At 60.0% G+C, this 21,250-nt stretch carries 19 protein-coding genes; 1 reads left to right on the top strand and 18 read right to left on the bottom strand.

The genetic code is table 11. The annotated features are described in order from the left end of the window. Positions 1-14: 14 nt before the first annotated feature. The 5 genes from surE to A7J50_RS07175 all read right to left on the bottom strand — a co-directional run bounded on the left by surE (position 15) and on the right by A7J50_RS07175 (position 4,382). Positions 15-764, bottom strand: coding sequence for a 5'/3'-nucleotidase SurE (gene surE / locus A7J50_RS07195; RefSeq protein ID WP_064451172.1), 750 nt, complete (start codon positions 762-764; stop codon positions 15-17). Continuing rightward, the gene (gene truD, locus A7J50_RS07190) at positions 752-1,810 is read right to left on the bottom strand and encodes a tRNA pseudouridine(13) synthase TruD (protein ID WP_064451171.1); all 1,059 of its coding nucleotides are present in this window, start codon (positions 1,808-1,810) and stop codon (positions 752-754) included. The genes surE and truD overlap by 13 nt, the downstream gene beginning before the upstream one ends. Next, positions 1,807-2,280: a 2-C-methyl-D-erythritol 2,4-cyclodiphosphate synthase gene (gene ispF / locus A7J50_RS07185; RefSeq protein ID WP_064451170.1), complete on the bottom strand. Its 474-nt coding sequence runs from the start codon at positions 2,278-2,280 to the stop codon at positions 1,807-1,809. Before ispF ends, truD begins: the two co-directional genes overlap by 4 nt. Before the next feature lie 54 nt (positions 2,281-2,334). Beyond that, positions 2,335-3,180 (bottom strand): S-formylglutathione hydrolase, encoded by an 846-nt coding sequence (gene fghA / locus A7J50_RS07180; RefSeq protein ID WP_064454870.1) that lies wholly within the window; start codon positions 3,178-3,180, stop codon positions 2,335-2,337. An 89-nt stretch (positions 3,181-3,269) separates the two neighbouring features. Beyond that, entirely contained in the window at positions 3,270-4,382 is a 1,113-nt protein-coding gene (locus A7J50_RS07175; protein WP_064451169.1) for an S-(hydroxymethyl)glutathione dehydrogenase/class III alcohol dehydrogenase, read from the bottom strand. Positions 4,383-4,491: 109 nt separating this feature from the next. Between A7J50_RS07175 and A7J50_RS07170 the strand changes: the two genes are divergently transcribed. Next, entirely contained in the window at positions 4,492-5,388 is an 897-nt protein-coding gene (locus tag A7J50_RS07170) for a LysR substrate-binding domain-containing protein (protein ID WP_064451168.1), read from the top strand. 111 nt (positions 5,389-5,499) lie between these two features. On the opposite strand, the gene ispD is transcribed toward A7J50_RS07170, so the two are convergent. From ispD to lpxD, 13 genes are all read right to left on the bottom strand, one after another. Further along, positions 5,500-6,207 carry a 2-C-methyl-D-erythritol 4-phosphate cytidylyltransferase gene (ispD, locus tag A7J50_RS07165; protein WP_064451167.1) on the bottom strand — a complete coding sequence of 236 codons (708 nt, stop codon included), beginning with the start codon at positions 6,205-6,207 and terminating at the stop codon, positions 5,500-5,502. Next, positions 6,204-6,482 carry a cell division protein FtsB gene (gene ftsB / locus A7J50_RS07160; RefSeq protein WP_058412406.1) on the bottom strand — a complete coding sequence of 93 codons (279 nt, stop codon included), beginning with the start codon at positions 6,480-6,482 and terminating at the stop codon, positions 6,204-6,206. The genes ispD and ftsB overlap by 4 nt, the downstream gene beginning before the upstream one ends. Positions 6,483-6,653: 171 nt before the next feature. Further along, positions 6,654-7,943 carry a phosphopyruvate hydratase gene (eno, locus tag A7J50_RS07155; protein WP_064451166.1) on the bottom strand — a complete coding sequence of 430 codons (1,290 nt, stop codon included), beginning with the start codon at positions 7,941-7,943 and terminating at the stop codon, positions 6,654-6,656. 157 nt (positions 7,944-8,100) lie between these two features. Beyond that, complete coding sequence (kdsA, locus tag A7J50_RS07150) at positions 8,101-8,946, bottom strand: 3-deoxy-8-phosphooctulonate synthase (RefSeq protein ID WP_064451165.1); 846 nt, start codon at positions 8,944-8,946, stop codon at positions 8,101-8,103. A 5-nt stretch (positions 8,947-8,951) separates the two neighbouring features. Further along, positions 8,952-10,583: a CTP synthase gene (locus A7J50_RS07145; protein ID WP_064451164.1), complete on the bottom strand. Its 1,632-nt coding sequence runs from the start codon at positions 10,581-10,583 to the stop codon at positions 8,952-8,954. A gap of 273 nt (positions 10,584-10,856) precedes the next feature. After that, entirely contained in the window at positions 10,857-12,176 is a 1,320-nt protein-coding gene (gene tilS / locus A7J50_RS07140) for a tRNA lysidine(34) synthetase TilS (protein WP_064451163.1), read from the bottom strand. A gap of 207 nt (positions 12,177-12,383) precedes the next feature. Beyond that, on the bottom strand, positions 12,384-13,331 hold the full coding sequence (locus tag A7J50_RS07135; protein WP_064451162.1) for an acetyl-CoA carboxylase carboxyltransferase subunit alpha: 948 nt from the start codon (positions 13,329-13,331) through the stop codon (positions 12,384-12,386). A 129-nt stretch (positions 13,332-13,460) separates the two neighbouring features. Then, positions 13,461-16,982, bottom strand: a complete 3,522-nt coding sequence (dnaE, locus tag A7J50_RS07130; protein ID WP_064451161.1) for a DNA polymerase III subunit alpha — start codon at positions 16,980-16,982, stop codon at positions 13,461-13,463. Between the two features lie 113 nt (positions 16,983-17,095). Continuing rightward, a complete protein-coding gene (gene rnhB, locus A7J50_RS07125) occupies positions 17,096-17,728 on the bottom strand; it encodes a ribonuclease HII (RefSeq protein ID WP_064451160.1) in 633 nt (210 codons plus the stop codon). Further along, positions 17,725-18,864, bottom strand: coding sequence for a lipid-A-disaccharide synthase (lpxB, locus tag A7J50_RS07120; RefSeq protein ID WP_064451159.1), 1,140 nt, complete (start codon positions 18,862-18,864; stop codon positions 17,725-17,727). Before lpxB ends, rnhB begins: the two co-directional genes overlap by 4 nt. 2 nt (positions 18,865-18,866) lie before the next feature. Continuing rightward, positions 18,867-19,643: an acyl-ACP--UDP-N-acetylglucosamine O-acyltransferase gene (gene lpxA, locus A7J50_RS07115; RefSeq protein WP_053254744.1), complete on the bottom strand. Its 777-nt coding sequence runs from the start codon at positions 19,641-19,643 to the stop codon at positions 18,867-18,869. Then, complete coding sequence (gene fabZ / locus A7J50_RS07110; protein ID WP_003172281.1) at positions 19,640-20,080, bottom strand: 3-hydroxyacyl-ACP dehydratase FabZ; 441 nt, start codon at positions 20,078-20,080, stop codon at positions 19,640-19,642. Before fabZ ends, lpxA begins: the two co-directional genes overlap by 4 nt. A 111-nt stretch (positions 20,081-20,191) precedes the next feature. Beyond that, the gene (gene lpxD / locus A7J50_RS07105; protein ID WP_064451158.1) at positions 20,192-21,247 is read right to left on the bottom strand and encodes a UDP-3-O-(3-hydroxymyristoyl)glucosamine N-acyltransferase; all 1,056 of its coding nucleotides are present in this window, start codon (positions 21,245-21,247) and stop codon (positions 20,192-20,194) included. Positions 21,248-21,250 lie beyond the last annotated feature (3 nt).

The following is a 21,250-nucleotide window of genomic DNA, read 5'->3' as shown; positions in this document are numbered from 1 at the left end:
TTGTTCACGCGCCATCAACGCAGCCCCTCGAGCCAGCCATCCAGACTACTGAAGGCATCACTGAAGGTGCGATCAAGCTGCAACGGGGTAATCGAAACATAACCTTGCATCACCGCATGAAAGTCCGTGCCCGGCCCACCGTCCTCGGCGTCACCCGCTGCGGCGATCCAATAGCCTTCCTTGCCACGCGGATCGACCACTTTCAACGGCGCCGCCGCCCGGGCGCGATGGCCCAGGCGCGTCAGCTGGATGCCGCGAATATGGTCGAGGGGCAAATTGGGAATATTGACGTTGAGCACCGTACGCGGCGGCAAGTCCAGCGAACAGTGGGCTTCCACCAGCTTGCGCGCGAAGTACGCCGCCGTCGCCAGGTTATCCAATTGCCGTGAGGCAAACGAAAAGGCGAACGAGGTGCGGCCCAGGAATCGCCCCTCAAGGGCTGCCGCCACGGTACCGGAATACAACACGTCATCGCCCAGGTTGGCGCCGAGGTTGATGCCCGATACCACCAGGTCGGGCTCCTGCTCCAACAAACTGTTGATTGCCAGGTGCACGCAATCGGTGGGAGTGCCGTTCACACTGATAAAGCCATTAGCCAGAACGTGCGGGTGCAACGGACGGTCGAGCGTCAGCGAACTGCTGGCGCCGCTCTTGTCCTGGTCCGGGGCAACCACCACGCACTCGGCGTAATCTTCCAGCGCTGCATAAAGCGCGGCAAGACCGGGTGCGGTGGCACCGTCATCGTTTGATATCAGAATACGCATGGGTTGTCCGTCGGCCCCACCGACACCAGATCAACAAGCTCGCGCACCAACACAGTGGCGAAGCATCCGGCCGGCAGGACGAATTCCAATTGCAGAATGTCAGGTCCGGGATAATGCCACGTCAACCCGCCAATGGGCAGTCGAAGAATGCGACGTTCCTGGCTCATACCGGCATTCACCAGCCAATCGCGCAGCTCGGCTTCGCTGGCGGCGACCGCCTGTTCCAGCGCATGGGTTGCACCGGTCGCCGGCGAATCACCCTCGCCCCACTGCGGCCCGGTCGGGTGCAGGTCCAGAATCGCCAGGCGTGGGTCGCTGCATTCAGCCTCCCCCGCCGGGAAAAAACTGCGGCTGTCGGTAAACGCCAACAGGTCGCCCACCTGGGCACGCTGCCAGGAGCCGTCGGCGACACGCGCGGCCAACACTTTGTTGAACAGAAAGCTACGCGCGGTGGACAGCAACCGCGAACGCACATTGCGCTGTTCAGGCAAGGCCTTGCGCGCCGCCCATGCACGGGCGTCCACCACGTTGCCACCGTTGTGGCCAAAGCGCTGGGTGCCGAAATAATTAGGAATGCCGTGCTGGGCAATCAGCTGCAAACGCGCGTCGATAGCGGCGGTGTCCCCGACCAACTGGGTGAGGCGCAGGGTAAAGCCGTTGGCCGCATGCGCACCGCGTTGCAGCTTGCGCTTGTGGCGGGCGCTTTTAAGGATCTTGAGGGTGTCGTTTTCCGCACCGCTCATGTCCGGGTCGGCCTTGCCTGGCAGTTGCACGCTGAACCACTGGCGGGTCAACGCCTGGCGGTCCTTGAGCCCGGCATAGCTGACGGTGCGCAACGGCACGCCAGCGGCCTTGGCGATTCGCCGTGCAGCTTCTTCGGTATTCAGGCCACGCTTTTCAACCCACAGCCACAGGTGCTCACCGTCGCAGGTCAGCGGGATATCGAGCACTTCGTCGACCTGGAAATCTTCCGCCGTAGCCTTCAGGACCGCGCTGCCCAGCGCCTCGCCATAGGCCCGCGGGCCCAACAGTTCCAAGTCATTCATGCGCGCAGCAACAAGGCGACGGAGTGCACCGCGATGCCCTCTTCACGACCGGTAAACCCGAGCTTTTCGGTGGTGGTGGCTTTCACGTTCACTTGATCCAATTCAATTTGCAGGTCCGCGGCAATCAGTGCGCGCATCGACTCAATGTGGGGCGCCATTTTCGGCGCCTGGGCCACGATGGTGTTATCGACGTTGCCGACTTTCCAACCCTTGGCGTGGATCAGGCCGACCACATGGCGCAGCAACACACGGCTGTCCGCGCCCTTGAAGGAAGGGTCGGTGTCCGGAAAGTGTTTGCCGATATCACCCAACGCGGCCGCGCCGAGCAAAGCATCGCTCAAGGCATGCAGCACAACGTCGCCGTCGGAATGAGCCAGCAACCCATGGTGGTGTGCAATGCGCACGCCGCCCAGGGTGATGAAATCGCCTTCAGCGAAACGGTGCACATCGTAGCCGTGGCCAATACGCATAAAAAAACGCCCCGATTTAATTCAGGGCGTGATTCTACCTACTTTTGCCTCACATTAACCGAGCAAAGCACGACCATGGTGTCGCAAATGGTCTTCGATGAAGCTGGCGATAAAGAAGTAGCTGTGGTCATAACCCGGCTGCAGGCGCAGTTCGAGTGGATGGTTGGCCGCCTTGGCCGCCTGTTGCAAAGCTTCAGGCTTGAGTTGCACAGCCAGGAAATCATCGCGATCACCCTGGTCGACCAACAGTGGCAGCTTTTCCGAGGCTTCGCTGATCAGTACGCAGGCATCCCACTCGCGCCATTTCGAGCGTTCTTCGCCCAAATAACGGGAAAAGGCTTTCTGGCCCCATGGGCAGTCCATCGGGTTGTTGATCGGCGAAAATGCCGACACCGATTGGTAACGTCCAGGGTTGCGCAGGGCACACACCAACGCACCATGGCCGCCCATTGAATGACCGCTGATGCCGCGCTTATCCGACGCAGGGAAATGCGCTTCAACCAACGCCGGCAATTCCTGCACCACGTAGTCATGCATCCGATAGTGCTTGGCCCAAGGTTCCTGGGTGGCATTCAGGTAGAAACCCGCACCCAGGCCGAAATCCCACGCGTTATCCGGGTCGCCCGGTACACCTGGCCCGCGGGGGCTGGTGTCCGGCGCGACGATGATCAACCCCAGTTCGGCGGCCATCCGATGGGCGCCGGCCTTCTGCATGAAGTTCTCGTCGGTGCAGGTCAACCCGGACAGCCAATACAGCACCGGTAACGTGCCACCCTGCTCCGCTTGCGGCGGCAGGTAGACGGCAAACGTCATATCGCAACCGAGCACGTGGGAGCTGTGTTTGTAGCGTTTATGCCAGCCGCCAAAACTCTTCTGGCAGGAGATATTTTCCAGGGTCATGGGAATGCTCCCAGCGGCAAGCGGCAAGCTATAAGCTGCAAGTGGGCGTACGCCTTCTTGCAGCGTGAAGCTTGCAACTTGCAGCTGCATCAAAAGTGGATGACGGTACGAATGCTCTTGCCTTCATGCATCAGATCAAACGCTTTGTTGATGTCTTCCAGGCCCATGGTGTGGGTGATGAACGTTTCCAGCGGGATCTCGCCGGTCTGGGCCATTTCCACGTAGCTTGGCAATTCAGTACGACCGCGCACGCCGCCGAACGCCGAACCGCGCCAGACGCGACCGGTCACCAGTTGGAATGGGCGAGTGGCGATTTCCTGGCCGGCACCCGCAACGCCGATGATCACCGACTCGCCCCAACCCTTGTGGCAGCACTCCAGAGCGGCACGCATCAGTTGCACATTGCCGATGCACTCGAAGGAAAAGTCCACGCCGCCGTCGGTCAAGTCGACAATCACGTCCTGAATTGGGCGGTCGTAGTCTTTCGGGTTGATGCAATCGGTGGCGCCGAGTTGCTTGGCGATTTCGAACTTGGCCGGGTTGATGTCGATGGCGATGATGCGACCCGCCTTGGCTTTGACCGCACCGATGACCGCCGACAGGCCGATGCCGCCCAGACCGAAGATCGCCACGGTGTCACCCGGCTTGACCTTGGCCGTGTTGATCACCGCACCGATGCCGGTGGTGACGCCGCAGCCCAGCAGGCAGACTTTTTCCAGCGGCGCTTCTTTAGGGATTTTGGCGACGGAAATTTCCGGCAGCACGGTGTACTCGGAGAACGTCGAGGTACCCATGTAGTGGAAAATCGGCTGACCCTTGTAGGAGAAGCGCGTGGTGCCATCGGGCATCAGGCCTTTGCCTTGGGTGGAGCGGATGGCCTGGCACAAGTTGGTCTTGCCCGACAGGCAGAATTTGCACTTCCCGCACTCCGGGGTGTAAAGCGGGATCACGTGGTCGCCGACAGCGACCGAGGTCACGCCCTCGCCGATCGCTTCAACCACCGCACCGCCTTCATGGCCAAGGATCGACGGGAAGATGCCTTCCGGGTCGGCGCCCGACAAGGTGTAGGCATCGGTATGGCACACGCCGGACGCGACCACCCGCAGCAGCACCTCGCCAGCCTTGGGCATGGCGACATCCACTTCAACGATCTCAAGGGGCTTTTTCGCTTCGAAGGCTACGGCAGCGCGGGACTTGATCATCCGGGTTTCTCCAGGGAGTTAAAAACTGAGGCAGTGAGTGTAAAACATGGCTGAGTGATTAATAATCCAGGCAAAAGCAAAACTTTATTGCTGTACAGGGATAATCAACATGCTGGAAAACCGCTGGGAAGGCATCGATGAGTTCGTCGCCGTGGCCGAATGCAGCCAATTCACAGCGGCGGCCGAGCGGCTGGGGGTTTCGTCGTCGCACATCAGCCGGCAAGTGGCGCGCCTGGAAGAACGGCTGCAAACGCGGTTGCTGTATCGAAGCACGCGCAAGGTGACCCTGACCGAAGCCGGCCAGACCTTCCTGCAGCACTGCCAGCGCTTGCAGGACGGTCGCGAAGAAGCCTTGCGCGCCGTGGGCGACCTCACCAGCGAACCCAAGGGCATGTTGCGCATGACCTGTGCGGTGGCGTACGGCGAGCGCTTTATCGTGCCGTTGGTCACTCGATTCATGGGGCTCTATCCGCAATTGCGCGTGGACATCGAGCTGAGCAATCGCCAGTTGGATTTGGTGCATGAAGGCCTGGACCTGGCGATCCGGCTGGGTCGCCTGCAAGACTCGCGCATGGTAGCCAGTCGCCTGGCCCCTCGACGTATGTACCTGTGCGCGTCGCCGTCCTACCTGGCTCGGTATGGTCGGCCACATAGTTTGTCGGAATTAAGTCGGCATAACTGCCTGATTGGTAGCTCGGACATTTGGCAACTGGCGCAGGACGGGCGCGAATTTTCCCAGCGGGTGCAAGGCAACTGGCGCTGCAACAGTGGGCAAGCGGTACTGGATGCCGCATTGCAAGGCGTAGGGTTATGCCAGTTGCCGGACTATTACGTGCTGGAGCATCTGCACAGTGGTGCGCTGGTGTCGTTACTGGAAGCGAATCAGCCGCCGAACACGGCGGTGTGGGCGTTGTATCCGCAGCAACGGCATTTGTCGCCGAAGGTCAGGAAGCTGGTGGATTTTTTGAAGGAGGGGTTGGCTGAACGGCCGGAGTACAGCGCGTAATTTAGGGCGACTGTTCGGGCCTCATCGCGGGCAAGCCCGACTCCCACAGGGAATTGCATTTCAACTGTGGGAGCTGGCTTGCCTGCGATGAAGTCGACGCGGTGTCACTGACTATCTGCGGTTTGCCCACCGCAACCTGAGCCACTCCAGGTCTTCGGGACGAGTGACCTTGATGTTGTCCGCGCGCCCTTCGATCAGGCGTGGTGCCTGGCCCGACCATTCCATGGCCGAGGCTTCGTCGGTGATCACTGCATCTGCGACCAGGCTGTCGGCCAAGGCACGGTGCAAGGCGCCCAGGCGGAACATCTGCGGCGTGTACGCCTGCCAGATCAGGCTGCGATCCACGGTTTCCACCACGCGGCCGTGCTTGTCGACACGCTTGAGGGTGTCGCGCGCCGGTACGGCGAGCAAGCCGCCGACCGGATCATCCGCGAGTTCCGCCAACAGCTTGTCGAGGTCATCACGGCTCAGGTTAGGGCGCGCGGCATCGTGCACCAGCACCCAGTCGTCATCGCTGGCGCCGAGTGCATTGAGTTGCAACAACGCATTGAGTACTGAACCCGAGCGCTCGTCGCCGCCGTCCGCGCGCACAATGCGAGAGTCGTTGGCACTCGACAGGCTTGGCCAATAGGGGTCATCTACCGCAAGACTGATCACCAGCCCCTTGAGGCCAGGATGATCGAGAAAACAGCCGAGGCTGTGTTCGAGAATAGTGCGCCCGCCCAGTTGCAAGTACTGCTTGGGACGGTCCGCGGCCATACGGGCACCGACGCCCGCGGCAGGAATCACGGCCCAGAAGGCCGGTAAAGACTGATTCATTGGGCCAACTGGTAGAGGGTTTCGCCCTCCTTGACCATGCCCAATTCATGACGAGCCCGCTCTTCAACGGTCTCCGTACCTTTTTTCAGCTCAAGCACTTCGGCATCGAGGACGCGATTGCGCTCCAGCAGGATTTCGTTTTCGGCGTGCTGATCGGCAATTTGCTGGGTCAGCTCTTTCACCTGCGCAAAGCTGCCATTACCGACCCATAGGCGGTACTGCAGGCCAGCCAGCAATAAGAGCAAGACGAGGAACAACCAATTGGGACTGCGCATCGAAATCCGGGTATCCAGTAAAAAAAGACAGCCATGCAAAACTTTTGAAGCAACTGATAGCACGAAGCCTGGATGAACCAGGCTTGTGCTTGATAGCCATCAGATTAGCGTCGAAATTCACTCTATCGAGATTTTTCCGACGCAACCCGTCGACTTTTTACCATTTAACACTCAGCCGCGAAACTCGCTGCGACCGTTGTACTTGGCTTTACCTGCCAGTTGCTCTTCGATACGCAGCAATTGGTTGTACTTGGAAACGCGGTCGGAACGGCACAGGGAACCGGTCTTGATCTGGCCGGCCGAGGTGCCCACTGCCAGGTCGGCAATGGTCGAATCTTCGGTTTCGCCGGAGCGGTGCGAGATCACGGCGGTGTAGCCCGCGGCCTTGGCCATCTGGATGGCTTCCAGGGTTTCGGTCAGGGTGCCGATCTGGTTGAACTTGATCAGGATCGAGTTGGCGATCTTCTTGTCGATGCCTTCTTTCAGGATCTTGGTGTTGGTCACGAACAGGTCATCGCCGACCAGTTGGATTTTCTCGCCGATCTTGTCGGTGAGGACTTTCCAGCCCGCCCAGTCAGACTCGTCCAGGCCATCTTCGATCGAGATGATCGGGTAGCGCTCGGTCAGGCCTTTGAGGTAGTCAGCAAACCCTTCGGAGGTGAACACATGGCCTTCGCCGGCCAGGTTGTATTTACCGTCCTCGTAGAACTCGCTCGCGGCGCAGTCCAGGGCCAGGGTCACGTCGGTGCCCAGCTTGTAGCCAGCGTTGGCCACGGCTTCGGAGATCACTTTCAGTGCATCTTCGTTGGACGCCAGGTTCGGTGCGAAACCCCCTTCGTCACCCACGGCGGTGCTCAGGCCACGGGCCTTCAACACAGCTTTGAGGTGATGGAAAATCTCGGTGCCCATGCGCAAGCCTTCGGAGAAGGTCTTGGCGCCAACCGGCTGCACCATGAATTCCTGGATGTCGACGTTGTTATCAGCGTGCTCGCCACCGTTGATGATGTTCATCATCGGCACCGGCATCGAGTACACACCCGGAGTGCCGTTCAAGTTGGCGATGTGGGCGTACAGCGGCAGGTCCTGATCCTGTGCGGCGGCCTTGGCAGCGGCCAGGGACACGGCGAGGATGGCGTTGGCGCCCAGGCTGCCTTTGTTTTCGGTGCCGTCGAGCTTGATCATCGCGTGGTCCAGGGCTTTCTGGTCCAGCGGGTCCTTGCCCAGCAACAGGTCACGGATCGGGCCGTTGATGTTGGCTACAGCCTTGAGTACACCTTTGCCCAGGTAACGGCTCTTGTCGCCATCACGCAGTTCCAGCGCTTCGCGCGAACCGGTAGAAGCACCGGACGGCGCGCAGGCGCTGCCGATGATGCCGTTATCGAGAAGCACGTCGGCTTCGACGGTGGGGTTGCCACGGGAGTCGAGAACTTCACGACCTTTGATGTCGACGATTTTTGCCATTGTTGTAAACACTCCAAAGTTGACGAAAACGACGCAGCTGAAGGAAATCTTTTGACCGACCGCAAGGGTGGAACAACGGGGCAGGCTTGCAGGCGACAAGGCTCAGGCCCGCAGGCCTGAGCGTAAAGCGAGGGAAAGTCTACCGGAGAAATGGCGCTTACGCGGTCTCTACCGTCGGAAAACTCTTGACCAGTTCGTCCAACTGCTTGAGCTGGGCCAGGAATGGCTCCAGCTTGTCCAGGCGCAGGGCGCAGGGACCGTCGCATTTGGCGTTGTCCGGGTCCGGGTGGGCTTCCAGGAACAGGCCCGCCAAAGACTGGCTGATGCCGGCCTTGGCCAGGTCCAGTACCTGGGCACGCCGCCCGCCAGCGGAATCGGCACGACCACCGGGCATTTGCAGCGCGTGGGTCACGTCGAAGAACACCGGGTATTCGAACTGCTTCATGATGCCGAAACCGAGCATATCCACCACGAGGTTGTTGTAGCCGAAGCTCGAACCACGCTCGCAGAGGATCAACTGGTCGTTACCCGCTTCCACGCACTTGCTCAGGATATGTTTCATTTCCTGAGGCGCGAGGAACTGGGCTTTCTTGATATTGATCACAGCGCCGGTCTTGGCCATGGCGACCACGAGGTCGGTCTGGCGCGACAGGAAGGCCGGCAGCTGGATGATGTCGCACACCTCGGCGACCACGGCAGCCTGTTCAGGCTCGTGGACGTCGGTGATGATCGGCACGCCGAAGGCTTGCTTGATGTCCTGGAAGATCCGCATGCCTTCTTCAAGGCCTGGGCCGCGATAGGAGGTCACGGACGAACGGTTGGCCTTGTCGAAGCTGGCCTTGAACACGTAAGGGATACCGAGTTTCTCGGTCACCTTGACGTACTCTTCACAGACCTGCATCGCCATGTCGCGGCTTTCCAGCACGTTCATGCCGCCGAACAGCACCATGGGCTTGTCGTTGGCAATCTCGATGTCGCCTACGCGAATGATCTTCTGGGCCATCAGGTTTACGCCTTCTTCTGATGTTGCGTCAGTGCTGCTTTAACGAAACCGGTGAACAACGGGTGACCGTCGCGCGGGGTCGAGGTGAACTCAGGGTGGAACTGGCACGCCACGAACCACGGATGATCCGGCGCCTCGACCACTTCAACCAGCTTGCCATCGCCGGAGCGACCAGAGACTTTCAGGCCGGCTTCTTTGATCTGCGGCAGCAGGTTGTTGTTCACTTCGTAGCGGTGACGGTGACGCTCGACGATCACATCCTTGCCGTAGCAATCGTGAACCAGCGAGCCCGGCTCGAGCAGGCAGTCTTGCGCGCCAAGGCGCATGGTGCCGCCCAGGTCGGAGCTTTCAGTACGGGTCTCAACGGCGCCGGTGGCATCTTCCCACTCGGTGATCAGACCTACGACCGGGTGGCCGCTGGCGTGATCGAACTCGGTGGAGTTGGCGTCTTTCCAGCCCAGCACGTTGCGGGCAAACTCGATAACGGCCACTTGCATGCCCAGGCAGATACCCAGGTACGGCACCTTGTTTTCACGCGCGTACTGCACAGCGGTGATCTTGCCTTCCACACCACGCAGGCCGAAACCGCCGGGAACGAGGATCGCGTCAACGCCTTCGAGCAGGGCGGTGCCCTGGTTCTCGATGTCTTCGGAATCGATGTAGCGCAGGTTGACCTTGGTACGGTTGCTGATACCGGCGTGGCTCATCGCTTCGATCAGCGACTTGTACGCGTCCAGCAGCTCCATGTACTTGCCGACCATGGCGATGGTGACTTCGTGCTCAGGGTTGAGCTTGGCATCAACCACAGCTTCCCACTCGGACAGGTCCGCGCCGTTGCACTGCAGGCCGAAACGCTCGACCACAAAATCATCCAGGCCTTGCGAATGCAGGATGCCCGGGATCTTGTAGATAGTGTCGGCGTCTTCCAGGGCAATCACCGCACGCTCTTCAACGTTGGTGAACTGCGCGATCTTGCGACGCGAGGAAATATCGATCGGGTGATCGGAGCGGCACACCAGCACGTCCGGCTGCAGGCCGATGGAACGCAGTTCCTTGACCGAGTGCTGGGTTGGCTTGGTTTTGGTTTCACCGGCGGTAGCGATGTACGGCACCAGCGTCAGGTGCATCAGCATCGCGCGCTTGGCGCCGACTTCGAAACGCAACTGGCGGATGGCTTCGAGGAACGGCTGGGATTCGATGTCACCTACGGTGCCACCGATCTCGACCATCGCCACGTCGGCATCGCCTGCACCCTTGATGATGCGGCGCTTGATTTCGTCGGTGATGTGCGGGATCACCTGGATGGTTGCACCCAGGTAGTCACCACGGCGCTCCTTGCGCAGCACGTGCTCGTAGACACGGCCGGTGGTGAAGTTGTTGTTCTGGGTCATGGTCGTGCGGATGAACCGCTCGTAGTGGCCCAGGTCCAGGTCGGTCTCGGCGCCGTCGTGTGTGACGAACACTTCACCGTGCTGGAACGGGCTCATGGTGCCCGGGTCAACGTTAATGTACGGGTCCAGCTTGAGCATGGTGACCTTAAGTCCCCGCGCCTCCAGGATGGCCGCCAATGAAGCGGAGGCAATGCCTTTCCCCAATGAAGAAACAACACCGCCCGTGACGAATATGTAGCGCGTCATGAAAAACCCTAGAAGTCTGCGTTAAAGCGGTCCGAGCCGCCGGGGAAAGCGAAGGAAGGCCGAAGCCCCCGATCACCTGCATTAATCACAGTGCACCTTTCAAAAAAACCGCCGCGTTGTGACAGACCAGCAATGAAACACCGGTACGTTGATCGCTACACATTTTTTGGAATCGCCCAGCAAAGACTGCTTGGTAATCGGCAACTGCTGCGATTCAGTCGAATCCACAGAAGTTGTATCAAGAAGGGAGCGTAGTCTACCGGAAAGGCTCTATCAGCTCAAACCTTGATCGCATCTCTGTGGCATCCAATGTAATTGCCAGTCGCCAGGCGATGTCACCCATAACCCCGCAAGGCTGGGGACGGCCAGCAATTGCTCGCCCTGATAGAGCAGCGGCAATCTGCCACGCATGAAGCCCGGCAGCCCGCATTCGTTAAGCAAACGCTTAAGGTCACGCCGGCCTCGGCCTGGCACGTCAATGATTTCGCCGCCCTGACGATAACGGATCACCAATGGGCCTGTTGGGGCCTTGCCGGCAAATCTCAGCTGGCCATTGCCAGGTAACTCTAGAGGGTTTTGCGGCTGCGACCAGCTCACTGACGTGTCGGAAAATTCCGACCACGCGGAAGGCAGCCACCAAATGCGCTCGCCACAACGATGCAGCTGGCCGTCGGCCAGGCACCACTGCGGTTGCGCGTCGCCCTTGGCGTCGCGCAGGGAATACCAGCTGGCCCAGTGATCGCTGTCGGGTAAACGAGTAAGAGGGTTCAGCCAGTGGCGCAGGGCATTGCGCTGACGGGCATCGGAAAGCTCGCGTAACGGCGCAAGGGCCAACGACGGCAAGGACAACCAGGGAAATGACGAGGGTTGGTCGGCGGCTTGCAGGTCCATCAATGCCAATTCGTCCAGCAGGCCTTGGGCTTCGCTGAGGTGTTCGGCGGTGCGGGCCAGGCTTGCGACCGCTTGAGGCCAACGCTCCGCCAGCACCGGGACAACACGATGGCGCAGGTAATTGCGGGAAAACCGGGAATCGGCGTTGGAAGGGTCTTCGATCCACGTCAACTGGTGTTGCTGGGCGTAGGCCTCCAACTCAGCACGCGAGGCATCCAGCAAGGGTCGCACCAAGTGTCCATCCGCCAACGGGCGATGCACGGGCATTGCGGCCAACCCTCGCACGCCGGCCCCGCGCAGCAGACGAAACAAGAGGGTTTCAGCCTGATCGTCGCGGTGCTGGCCGGTGAGCAACACTTCCCCCGCCCCGGCTACCTCGGTAAACGCCTGATAACGCGCATCACGCGCCGCTCGCTCAAGGCTGGCGCCCGATTGCACTTGCACGCGCATTACCCGCAAGGGCACGCCCAAGCCGTCACATACCGTTTGGCAATGGCCGGGCCAGGCGTCGGCGGCAGCTTGCAAGCCATGGTGGACATGGATGGCGTTGAGCGGTGGAAGGGTTTCGGTGTTTGCCAGGGTGGCGAGAAGGTGCAGCAGGACGGTGGAGTCGAGTCCACCGGAGAACGCGATATGCCAGGCCGGGGCGTTGCGCCACGGGGCCAGGGTTTGCAGGAGTTTGGCGGGTAGAGTTGGGGTCATCAAAAATACCGGCGCAGAACTGGAATACGGTAGCCAAGCATACACAAAGCAAATGTGGGAGCGGGCTTGTGTGGGAGCCGGGCTTGCCCGCGATGCAGGCAACTCGGGTTATTTGTTACACCGAGTTGATGCTATCGCAGGCAAGCCAGCCCCCACACAAGCCCGCTCCCACATTAGTACTGCATTGTCTGCCAGATCAGTGTTTGATCAGAGACCGTAGCTCATCAGGCGCTCATAACGACGGGCCAGCAGCGCCTCGTTATCGAACTTCTTGAGCATCGCCAGTTGCGAGCCCAGTTCAGCGCGGATGGTCGCCGCAGCCGCAGCCGGGTCACGGTGAGCGCCGCCCAATGGCTCGGCGATGACTTTATCAACGATGCCCAAGCCTTTCAGGCGATCGGCAGTGATACCCATGGCTTCGGCAGCGTCCGGCGCTTTTTCGGCGGTTTTCCACAGGATCGAAGCGCAACCTTCCGGCGAGATCACCGCGTAGGTCGAATATTGCAGCATGTTCAACTGGTCGCAAACACCGATGGCCAGTGCACCGCCGGAACCACCTTCACCAATCACGGTGGCGATGATCGGGGTTTTCAGGCGGGCCATCACGCGCAGGTTCCAGGCGATCGCTTCGCTCTGGTTGCGCTCCTCGGCGTCGATACCTGGGTAGGCACCCGGGGTGTCGATGAAGGTCAGGATCGGCATTTTGAAACGCTCGGCCATTTCCATCAGGCGGCAGGCCTTGCGGTAGCCCTCAGGGCGCGGCATGCCGAAGTTGCGGCGTACCTTCTCGCGCACTTCGCGGCCTTTCTGGTGACCAATGACCATTACCGGCTGGTCGTCCAGGCGAGCAATACCGCCCACGATGGCCGCGTCGTCGGAGAAGTGGCGGTCGCCGTGCAGCTCGTCGAACTCGGTGAAGATGTGCTGAATGTAGTCCAGGGTGTAGGGACGGCGCGGGTGGCGAGCCAGACGCGCGATCTGCCAGCTGGTCAGCTTGCCGAAGATATCTTCGGTGAGCGTGCTGCTCTTGTCTTGCAGGCGAGCGATCTCATCGCCGATGTTCAGCGAATTGTCATTGCCGACCAGGCGCAGTTCTTCGATCTTGGCTTGCAGGTCAGCGATCGGCTGTTCGAAATCAAGAAAATTCGGGTTCATAAGCGTCCGTCTTGGGTCGACGGCCAAGGGGTGCCTGGCCAGCCGGTTGTCTATTCGCGCCCTACCTTAAGGGAGAGGCGCGTTTAGGTCGAGATTAAATGTTCAGTCGAGATCAGACGTATCTGACCGTCAACGGTATTGGAGGAAGACGTTGTCTCGCCCGAACTGGTCACGCAAAGCTTGAATCAAGCCATCAGCGGGATCAATTCGCCACGTCTCCCCAAACTGCAGCATGGCCTTGGCATCATTGCCGGTGTACTCCATGGTCACCGGGCACGCGCCGCGGTGGCGTTTGAGCAGGTCACCCAACCAGCGTAGCTGATCGCCTTTGAGGGCTTCGGTCTTGACCTTCAAACGCAGGCTTTCCGCCAAATTGGTACGCGCATCTTCCATGCTCATCACCCTTTTGATCCGCAGGCGCAGGCCACCGGAGAAGTCATCGTTGCTGACCTCCCCTTCCACCACCACCATGGCGTCGGTCTGCAGCAACGACTGGGCGGAGTGGAAGGCATCGGCAAACAGCGACGCCTCGATCCGGCCCGAGCGGTCATCAAGGGTGATAAAGCCCATCTTGTCGCCCTTCTTATTTTTCATCACCCGCAGGGCGATGATCATGCCGGCGACGGTCTGGGTGTCCCGTGCCGGTTTCAGGTCGATGATGCGCTGACGGGCGAAACGGCGGATTTCGCCTTCGTACTCGTCAATCGGGTGACCGGTGAGGTACAGGCCCAGGGTGTCTTTCTCGCCCTTGAGCCGTTCCTTGAGGGTCAGCTCCTTGGCCTTGCGGTGGTTGGCGTACACGTCCGCGTCTGCTTCGACGAACAACCCGCCAAACAGGTCGGCGTGGCCGCTGTCGTGAGTGCGGGCAGTCTGTTCGGCGGCCTTGATCGCTTCTTCCATGGCGGTCAGCAGCACCGCACGGTTGCGGTCGATGTTGGCCTGATAAGCCTTCGGCTCATCATGGAAGTACGGGCCGAGACGATCGAGTGCGCCGCTGCGGATCAAGCCATCGAGGGTGCGCTTGTTGATGCGTTTGAGGTCGACCCGCGCACAGAAATCGAACAGGTCCTTGAACGGCCCATCCTGGCGCGCCTCGGTGATTGCCTCCACCGGGCCTTCGCCCACACCTTTGATCGCGCCCAGGCCGTAGATGATGCGGCCTTCGTCGTTCACCGTGAACTTGAACTCCGAGGCGTTCACGTCCGGTGCGTCGAGGCGCAGCTTCATCGTGCGCACTTCCTCGATCAAGGTCACGACCTTGTCGGTGTTGTGCATATCCGCCGAGAGTACCGCGGCCATGAACGGCGCCGGGTAGTGGGCTTTCAGCCACGCGGTCTGGTACGAGACCAGGCCGTAGGCGGCGGAGTGGGATTTGTTGAAGCCATAACCGGCGAATTTTTCCACCAGGTCGAAAATGTTACCGGCGAGGTCGGCGTCGATATTGTTCGTGGCGCAACCTTCAATGAAACCGCCACGCTGCTTGGCCATTTCCTCGGGTTTTTTCTTACCCATGGCGCGACGCAGCATGTCCGCACCACCGAGGGTGTAACCGGCCATGACCTGGGCAATCTGCATCACCTGTTCCTGATACAGGATGATGCCGTAGGTCGGCGCCAGTACCGGCTTGAGGCCTTCGTACTGATAGTCGGAGTGCGGATACGCCAGCTCGGCGCGGCCGTGCTTACGGTTGATGAAGTCGTCCACCATGCCCGATTGCAGTGGGCCTGGACGGAACAGCGCCACCAGTGCGATCAAGTCTTCCAGGCAGTCGGGCTTGAGCTTTTTGATCAGCTCTTTCATGCCGCGCGACTCAAGCTGGAACACCGCCGTGGTTTCGGCTTTTTGCAGCAACTGGTAGGTAGGCTTGTCGTCCAGCGGGATAAACGCGATATCCAGCGGTTCTTCGTTAACCTTCGCGCGCTCGCGGTTAATCGTCTTGAGCGCCCAGTCGATGATGGTCAGGGTCCGCAGGCCAAGGAAGTCGAACTTCACCAGGCCGGCCGCCTCCACGTCATCCTTGTCGAACTGGGTTACCAGGCCGCCGCCTTCTTCATCGCAATAGATCGGCGAAAAGTCGGTCAGCTTGGTCGGCGCGATGACCACACCACCGGCGTGTTTCCCGACGTTACGCACCACGCCTTCGAGTTTGCGTGCCATGTCCCAGATTTCAGCGGCTTCTTCATCGACCTTGATGAAGTCACGCAGGATTTCTTCCTGCTCGTAGGCTTTTTCCAGGGTCATGCCGACTTCGAACGGGATCATCTTCGACAGGCGATCCGCCAGGCCGTAGGACTTGCCCTGCACTCGAGCCACGTCTCGGATTACCGCTTTCGCCGCCATCGAACCGAAGGTGATGATCTGGCTTACAGCGTTGCGGCCGTATTTCTCAGCCACGTACTCAATGACACGGTCGCGACCGTCCATGCAGAAGTCGACGTCGAAGTCGGGCATGGAAACCCGCTCCGGGTTCAGGAACCGTTCGAACAGAAGGTCATATTCCAGCGGGTCGAGGTCGGTAATCTTTTGCACATAGGCCACCAGCGAACCAGCACCCGACCCCCGGCCTGGGCCAACCGGCACGCCGTTGCTTTTGGCCCACTGGATAAAGTCCATAACGATCAGGAAGTAACCGGGGAAGCCCATCTGGATGATGATATCCAGCTCGAAATTCAGCCGATCAACATAGACCTGGCGCTTGGCGTCGTAGTCTTCGGTGGTGTCCTTGGGCAACAGAACGGATAGACGTTCCTCCAGGCCATCGAACGACACCTTGCGGAAGTACTCATCGATGGTCATGCCATCGGGAATCGGAAAGTTGGGCAGGAAGTGCTTGCCCAGCTTCACTTCGATGTTGCAGCGCTTGGCGATCTCGACGGAGTTTTCCAGGGCTTCGGGCAGGTCGCTGAACAACTCGGCCATCTCGTCGGCGCTTTTGAGGTATTGCTCCTCGCTGTAGTTCTTCGAACGACGCGGGTCATCCAGAGCCCGGCCTTCGCCGATGCACACGCGGGTTTCGTGGGCCTCGAAATCTTCTTTCTTGATAAAACGCACATCGTTGGTTGCGACCAGCGGCGCGCCCAGCTTGTCAGCCAGGGCCACGGCAGCGTGCAGGTGCTCTTCATCATTGGGGCGATTGGTGCGCTGGACTTCCAGATAGAAGCGGTCCGGGAACACCTGCATCCACTCGCGGGCCAGCACCTCGGCTTCCTGCGGGTTGCCGCCCAGCAACGCGATACCGATCTCACCCTCTTTGGCTGCCGAGAGCATGATCACGCCCTCGCTCGCTTCGGCCACCCACTCGCGCTCGATAATGATCGAGCCGTTACGTTGGCCGTCGATAAAGCCGCGGGAAATCAGTTCAGTGAGGTTGCGATAACCCACGCCGTTCATCGCCAGCAGGCTGATGCGGCTCAGGGGGTTATCCGGGTCTTTGTTGGACAGCCACAGGTCGGCGCCGCAAATGGGCTTGATGCCGGCGCCCATGGCGTTCTTGTAGAACTTGACCAGGGAACACATGTTGTTCTGATCGGTAACCGCGACCGCAGGCATATTCATGCCCACCAGGGTTTTGACCAGGGGTTTGATCCGTACCAGGCCGTCGACCAGGGAGTATTCAGTGTGCAGGCGTAGGTGAACGAATGAAGCCGGCATAGTGATCCTGTCTTAAACGTAGAAACAACAAAGCCCGGAAATCCGGCATTTAAAGCTACTGCGCTTTAAAGGCCGGATTGTACCGGGCCTTGGCAAAAACATCAGCCTCGCGACTAAACCTCGCTGAGGCTTTCCCGCGCCTCGTAAGCCAGGCGAACCGGGGCGAACGAGCGCCGATGGATCGGCGTCGGGCCCAGACGAGCCAGGGCTTCCAGATGAACGGGGGTCGGGTAGCCTTTATGGCCTCCGATACCGTAGCCGGGGTAGATCAATTCGAAAGCAGCCATTTCACGGTCACGGCTGACCTTGGCCAGGATCGACGCGGCGGCGATGGCCGGCACCTTGCTGTCACCCTTGACCACGGCTTCTGACGGCATCGTCAATTTAGGGCAGCGGTTGCCATCGATCATCGCCAGTTTAGGGGTGATGTGCAGGCCTTCCACCGCGCGCTGCATGGCCAGCATGGTCGCATGGAGAATATTCAACTCGTCGATCTCTTCGACTTCGGCACGGGCGATATGCCAGCTCAGGGCTTTTTCGCAAATCTCGTCGTAGAGCTTTTCACGGCGCGCCTCGGTGAGTTTTTTCGAGTCGTTGAGGCCGAGGATCGGGCGGTTCGGGTCGAGAATCACCGCTGCCGTCACGACGGCGCCACACAGCGGGCCGCGCCCTACTTCGTCAACACCGGCGACCAGCGCGTGAGCTTCGGCGACCAGGCTGAAGTCCAGGCCCATTTGCGTTGTCATAAAGCGTCCTGTTTTTGGCCGATCAAGGTCAATACGGCGTCAGCCGCCTGGTTCGACGCGTCACGGCGCAAAGTGCGGTGGATATCGTCAAACCCACGGGTCTGCTCTTCACCGCCGTCGATCAACGGCAGTAGCGTTTGCGCCAGCGCTTCAGGCGTTGCATCGTCCTGCAACAACTCAGGCACCAGCAAGCGCTGGGCCAGCAAGTTGGGCAAGGAAATGTAAGGGCTTTTGACCATGCGCTTCAGAATCCAGAACGTCAGCGGCGCCAGACGATAGGCCACGACCATTGGGCGCTTGTACAGCAGCGCCTCCAGGGTCGCTGTGCCCGAGGCGATCAGTACCGCATCACAGGCTGCGAGGGCCAGGTGCGACTTGCCGTCGAGCAAGGTCAACGGCAGATTGCGCCCCTCAAGCAGCGTCTCGATTTGTGCACGCCGTTGCGGGCTCGCGCACGGCAAGACGAAGCGAATACCAGGCTTCATGGATTGAAGGCGTTCGGCCGCATCGAAAAACACGCTGGCCAGGCGACCGACTTCGCCACCTCGACTGCCCGGCATCAGCGCTACGAGCGGGCCGTCGGGCAAGCCCAGTTCGGCACGCGCGGCAGCGCGGTCCGCTTGCAACGGAATGGTGTCGGCCAGCGTGTGCCCGACAAACCGCACCGGCACGCCCTTCTCTTCGTAGAACCTGGCCTCGAATGGCAACAAGGTCAGCATCAAGTCGCAGCCTTCACGGATCTTCAGCACGCGCTTCTGACGCCACGCCCACACGGACGGGCTGACGTAATGCACGGTCTTGATACCGGCCTGACGCAACTTGAGTTCGATATTGAGGGTGAAGTCCGGCGCGTCGATTCCGATAAAAACGTCAGGCCTTTCTTCGATCAGTGTCTGAATCAGTAGCTTACGCCGCGCCAACAGCTCACGCAGACGGCCTAATACTTCCACCAGCCCCATGACCGAGAGGCGCTCCATGGGAAAGTAGGAAGTCAGACCTTCGGCCTGCATGAGTGGGCCACCCACGCCAATGAACTCCACCGCAGGATGCTGGGCCTTGAGGGCCCGCATCAGGCCTGCGCCCAGAATATCGCCGGAAGCTTCACCGGCCACCAGCGCGATACGCAGATTAGCCATGATCAGCGGGTGATGCCGCGGGTCGATGCCTGGATAGAGTCGCGGAACACCGCGACTTCCGGGAACAACGCTGCCGGCTCGGTCAGTTCGGTCAGAGCCTGCTCGACCGTCAACCCTTGGCGGTAAACCACCTTGTAGGCACGGCGCAGGGCGTGAATAGCGTCCTCGCTGAAACCGCGACGGCGCATGCCTTCGAAGTTCATGCTGCGGGCTTCGGCAGGGTTGCCGAAGACCGTGACGAATGCAGGAACGTCCTTGCCGATCGCCGTCCCCATGCCGGAAAAGCTGTGGGCGCCGATATGGCAATACTGATGCACCAGGGTGAAACCGGACAGGATCGCCCAATCGTCAACGTGCACATGGCCAGCCAGTGCAGTGTTGTTAACCAGGATGCAATGGTTGCCGATCACACTGTCATGGCCGATGTGCGCATAGGCCATGATCAGGTTGTGGTCACCCAAGGTGGTTTCGGCACGATCCTGCACGGTGCCACGGTGAATGGTCACGCCTTCACGGATGATGTTGTGATCACCGATTACCAGGCGTGTTTCTTCACCCTTGTACTTCATGTCCGGGGTGTCTTCGCCTACCGAGGAAAACTGGTAGATGCGATTGTGTTTGCCAATGCGGGTCGGACCTTTGAGGATCACGTGTGGCCCGATGACAGTCCCCTCGCCGATTTCAACACCTGCGCCGACGATCGACCAGGGGCCGACCTCAACGTCGGCGGCCAGAACGGCCGACGGATCGATGATTGCGCGAGGGTCAATCAAACTCATAGTTTGCGTTCCGCACAGATGATCTCAGCGGAGCACACCGGCTTGCCGTCCACCGAGGCCTGGCACTCGAACTTCCAGATCTGGCGTTTGCAACTGATGAACTTGGCTTCCAGGATCAACTGGTCACCCGGCGTGACCGGGTTACGGAAGCGCAGCTTGTCGGAGCCCACGAAATAGTAAAGCGTGCCATCGGCAGGCTTGAGGTCGAGCATTTTGAAACCAAGGATACCGGCAGCCTGGGCCATCGCTTCGATGATCAGCACGCCCGGCATAATTGGATGCGCAGGGAAGTGACCATTGAAGAACGGTTCGTTGATGCTGACATTCTTGTAGGCACGAATGCGCTTTTCCTCGACATTGAGGTCCACTACACGATCCACCAGCAGGAACGGGTAACGGTGAGGCAGGTATTCGCGAATCTCGTTGATGTCCATCATTTCGGGGGGAAGCCTGTAATAAAGATTGGGGGCGGGCGGACTAAACGCACGCCCCGCTAGCAAATCAAGGAGGCAGTCTAGCGGCTGTGCACACTTGATATGGAAATGGTATCAGCCTTCTGATGAAGCATTACCGCCAGGGGTCACGTCCCCAACACGCTTTTCCAGCTGTTTGAGGCGGCGAGCCATGTCGTCAAGTTGCCTCAAGCGCGCTGCACTCTTGCGCCATTCAGCCGCAGGCTGCATGGCCGTACCGGAAGAGTAGGCGCCAGGCTCGGTAATCGAGTGGGTCACCATGGTCATGCCGGTAATGAAGACGTTGTCGCAAATATCGATATGCCCCACCAGCCCAACGCCACCGGCGAGCATGCAATGCTTGCCGATCTTGGTGCTGCCGGAAATCCCGACGCATGCCGCCATGGCGGTGTGATCGCCAATCTGCACGTTGTGGGCGATCTGGATCTGGTTATCGAGCTTCACGCCGTTACCTATCACGGTATCGGCCAAGGCCCCACGGTCCACCGCGGTGTTGACGCCAATTTCCACGTCATCGCCGATCAGTACGCCGCCGACCTGGGCAATCTTGTGCCAGACACCTTTGGAATTGGCAAAACCAAACCCTTCACCACCGATCACTGCACCCGACTGAATCACCACCCGCTCACCAATACGCACGTCGTGGTAAAGCGTAACGCGAGGGGCCAGCCAACCATCGGCACCAATTTCACAGCGCGCGCCGATAAAGCAATGAGCGCCCACCGTGACACCCGCAGCAATACGCGCACCGCTCTCAATCACTGCAAAGGCGCCAATGCTGGCCGCAGGATCGACCTGGGCATCGTCAGCAATCACCGCTGAAGGATGAACACCGACGGCAGCTTTAGGCTTTGGATCGAACAGGTGCGATGCCCGGGCATACGCCAGGTAAGGGTCGGGAACCACCAGCGCATCCCCGGCAAACCCCTCGGCATCGGCAGCCTTCAGCAGCACGGCTGCTGCTTGGCTGTCGACCAGGTATTTACGGTATTGGGGATTTGCGAGGAAGCTCAACTGAGCTGGGCCAGCCTCCTGCAAGGTGGCTAGCCCAGTGATTTCTTTCTCCTTGGAGCCACGCAAGGTGGCCCCAAGGAACTCGGCCAACTCGCCGAGTTTGATAGTCGCGGTCATGGC

Source organism: Pseudomonas antarctica, from assembly GCF_001647715.1.
Taxonomy (GTDB): Bacteria; Pseudomonadota; Gammaproteobacteria; order Pseudomonadales; family Pseudomonadaceae; genus Aquipseudomonas; species Aquipseudomonas antarctica_A.
The sequence above is the reverse complement of the archived record's forward strand: the minus strand, read 5'-3'. Positions and strand labels throughout refer to the sequence as shown.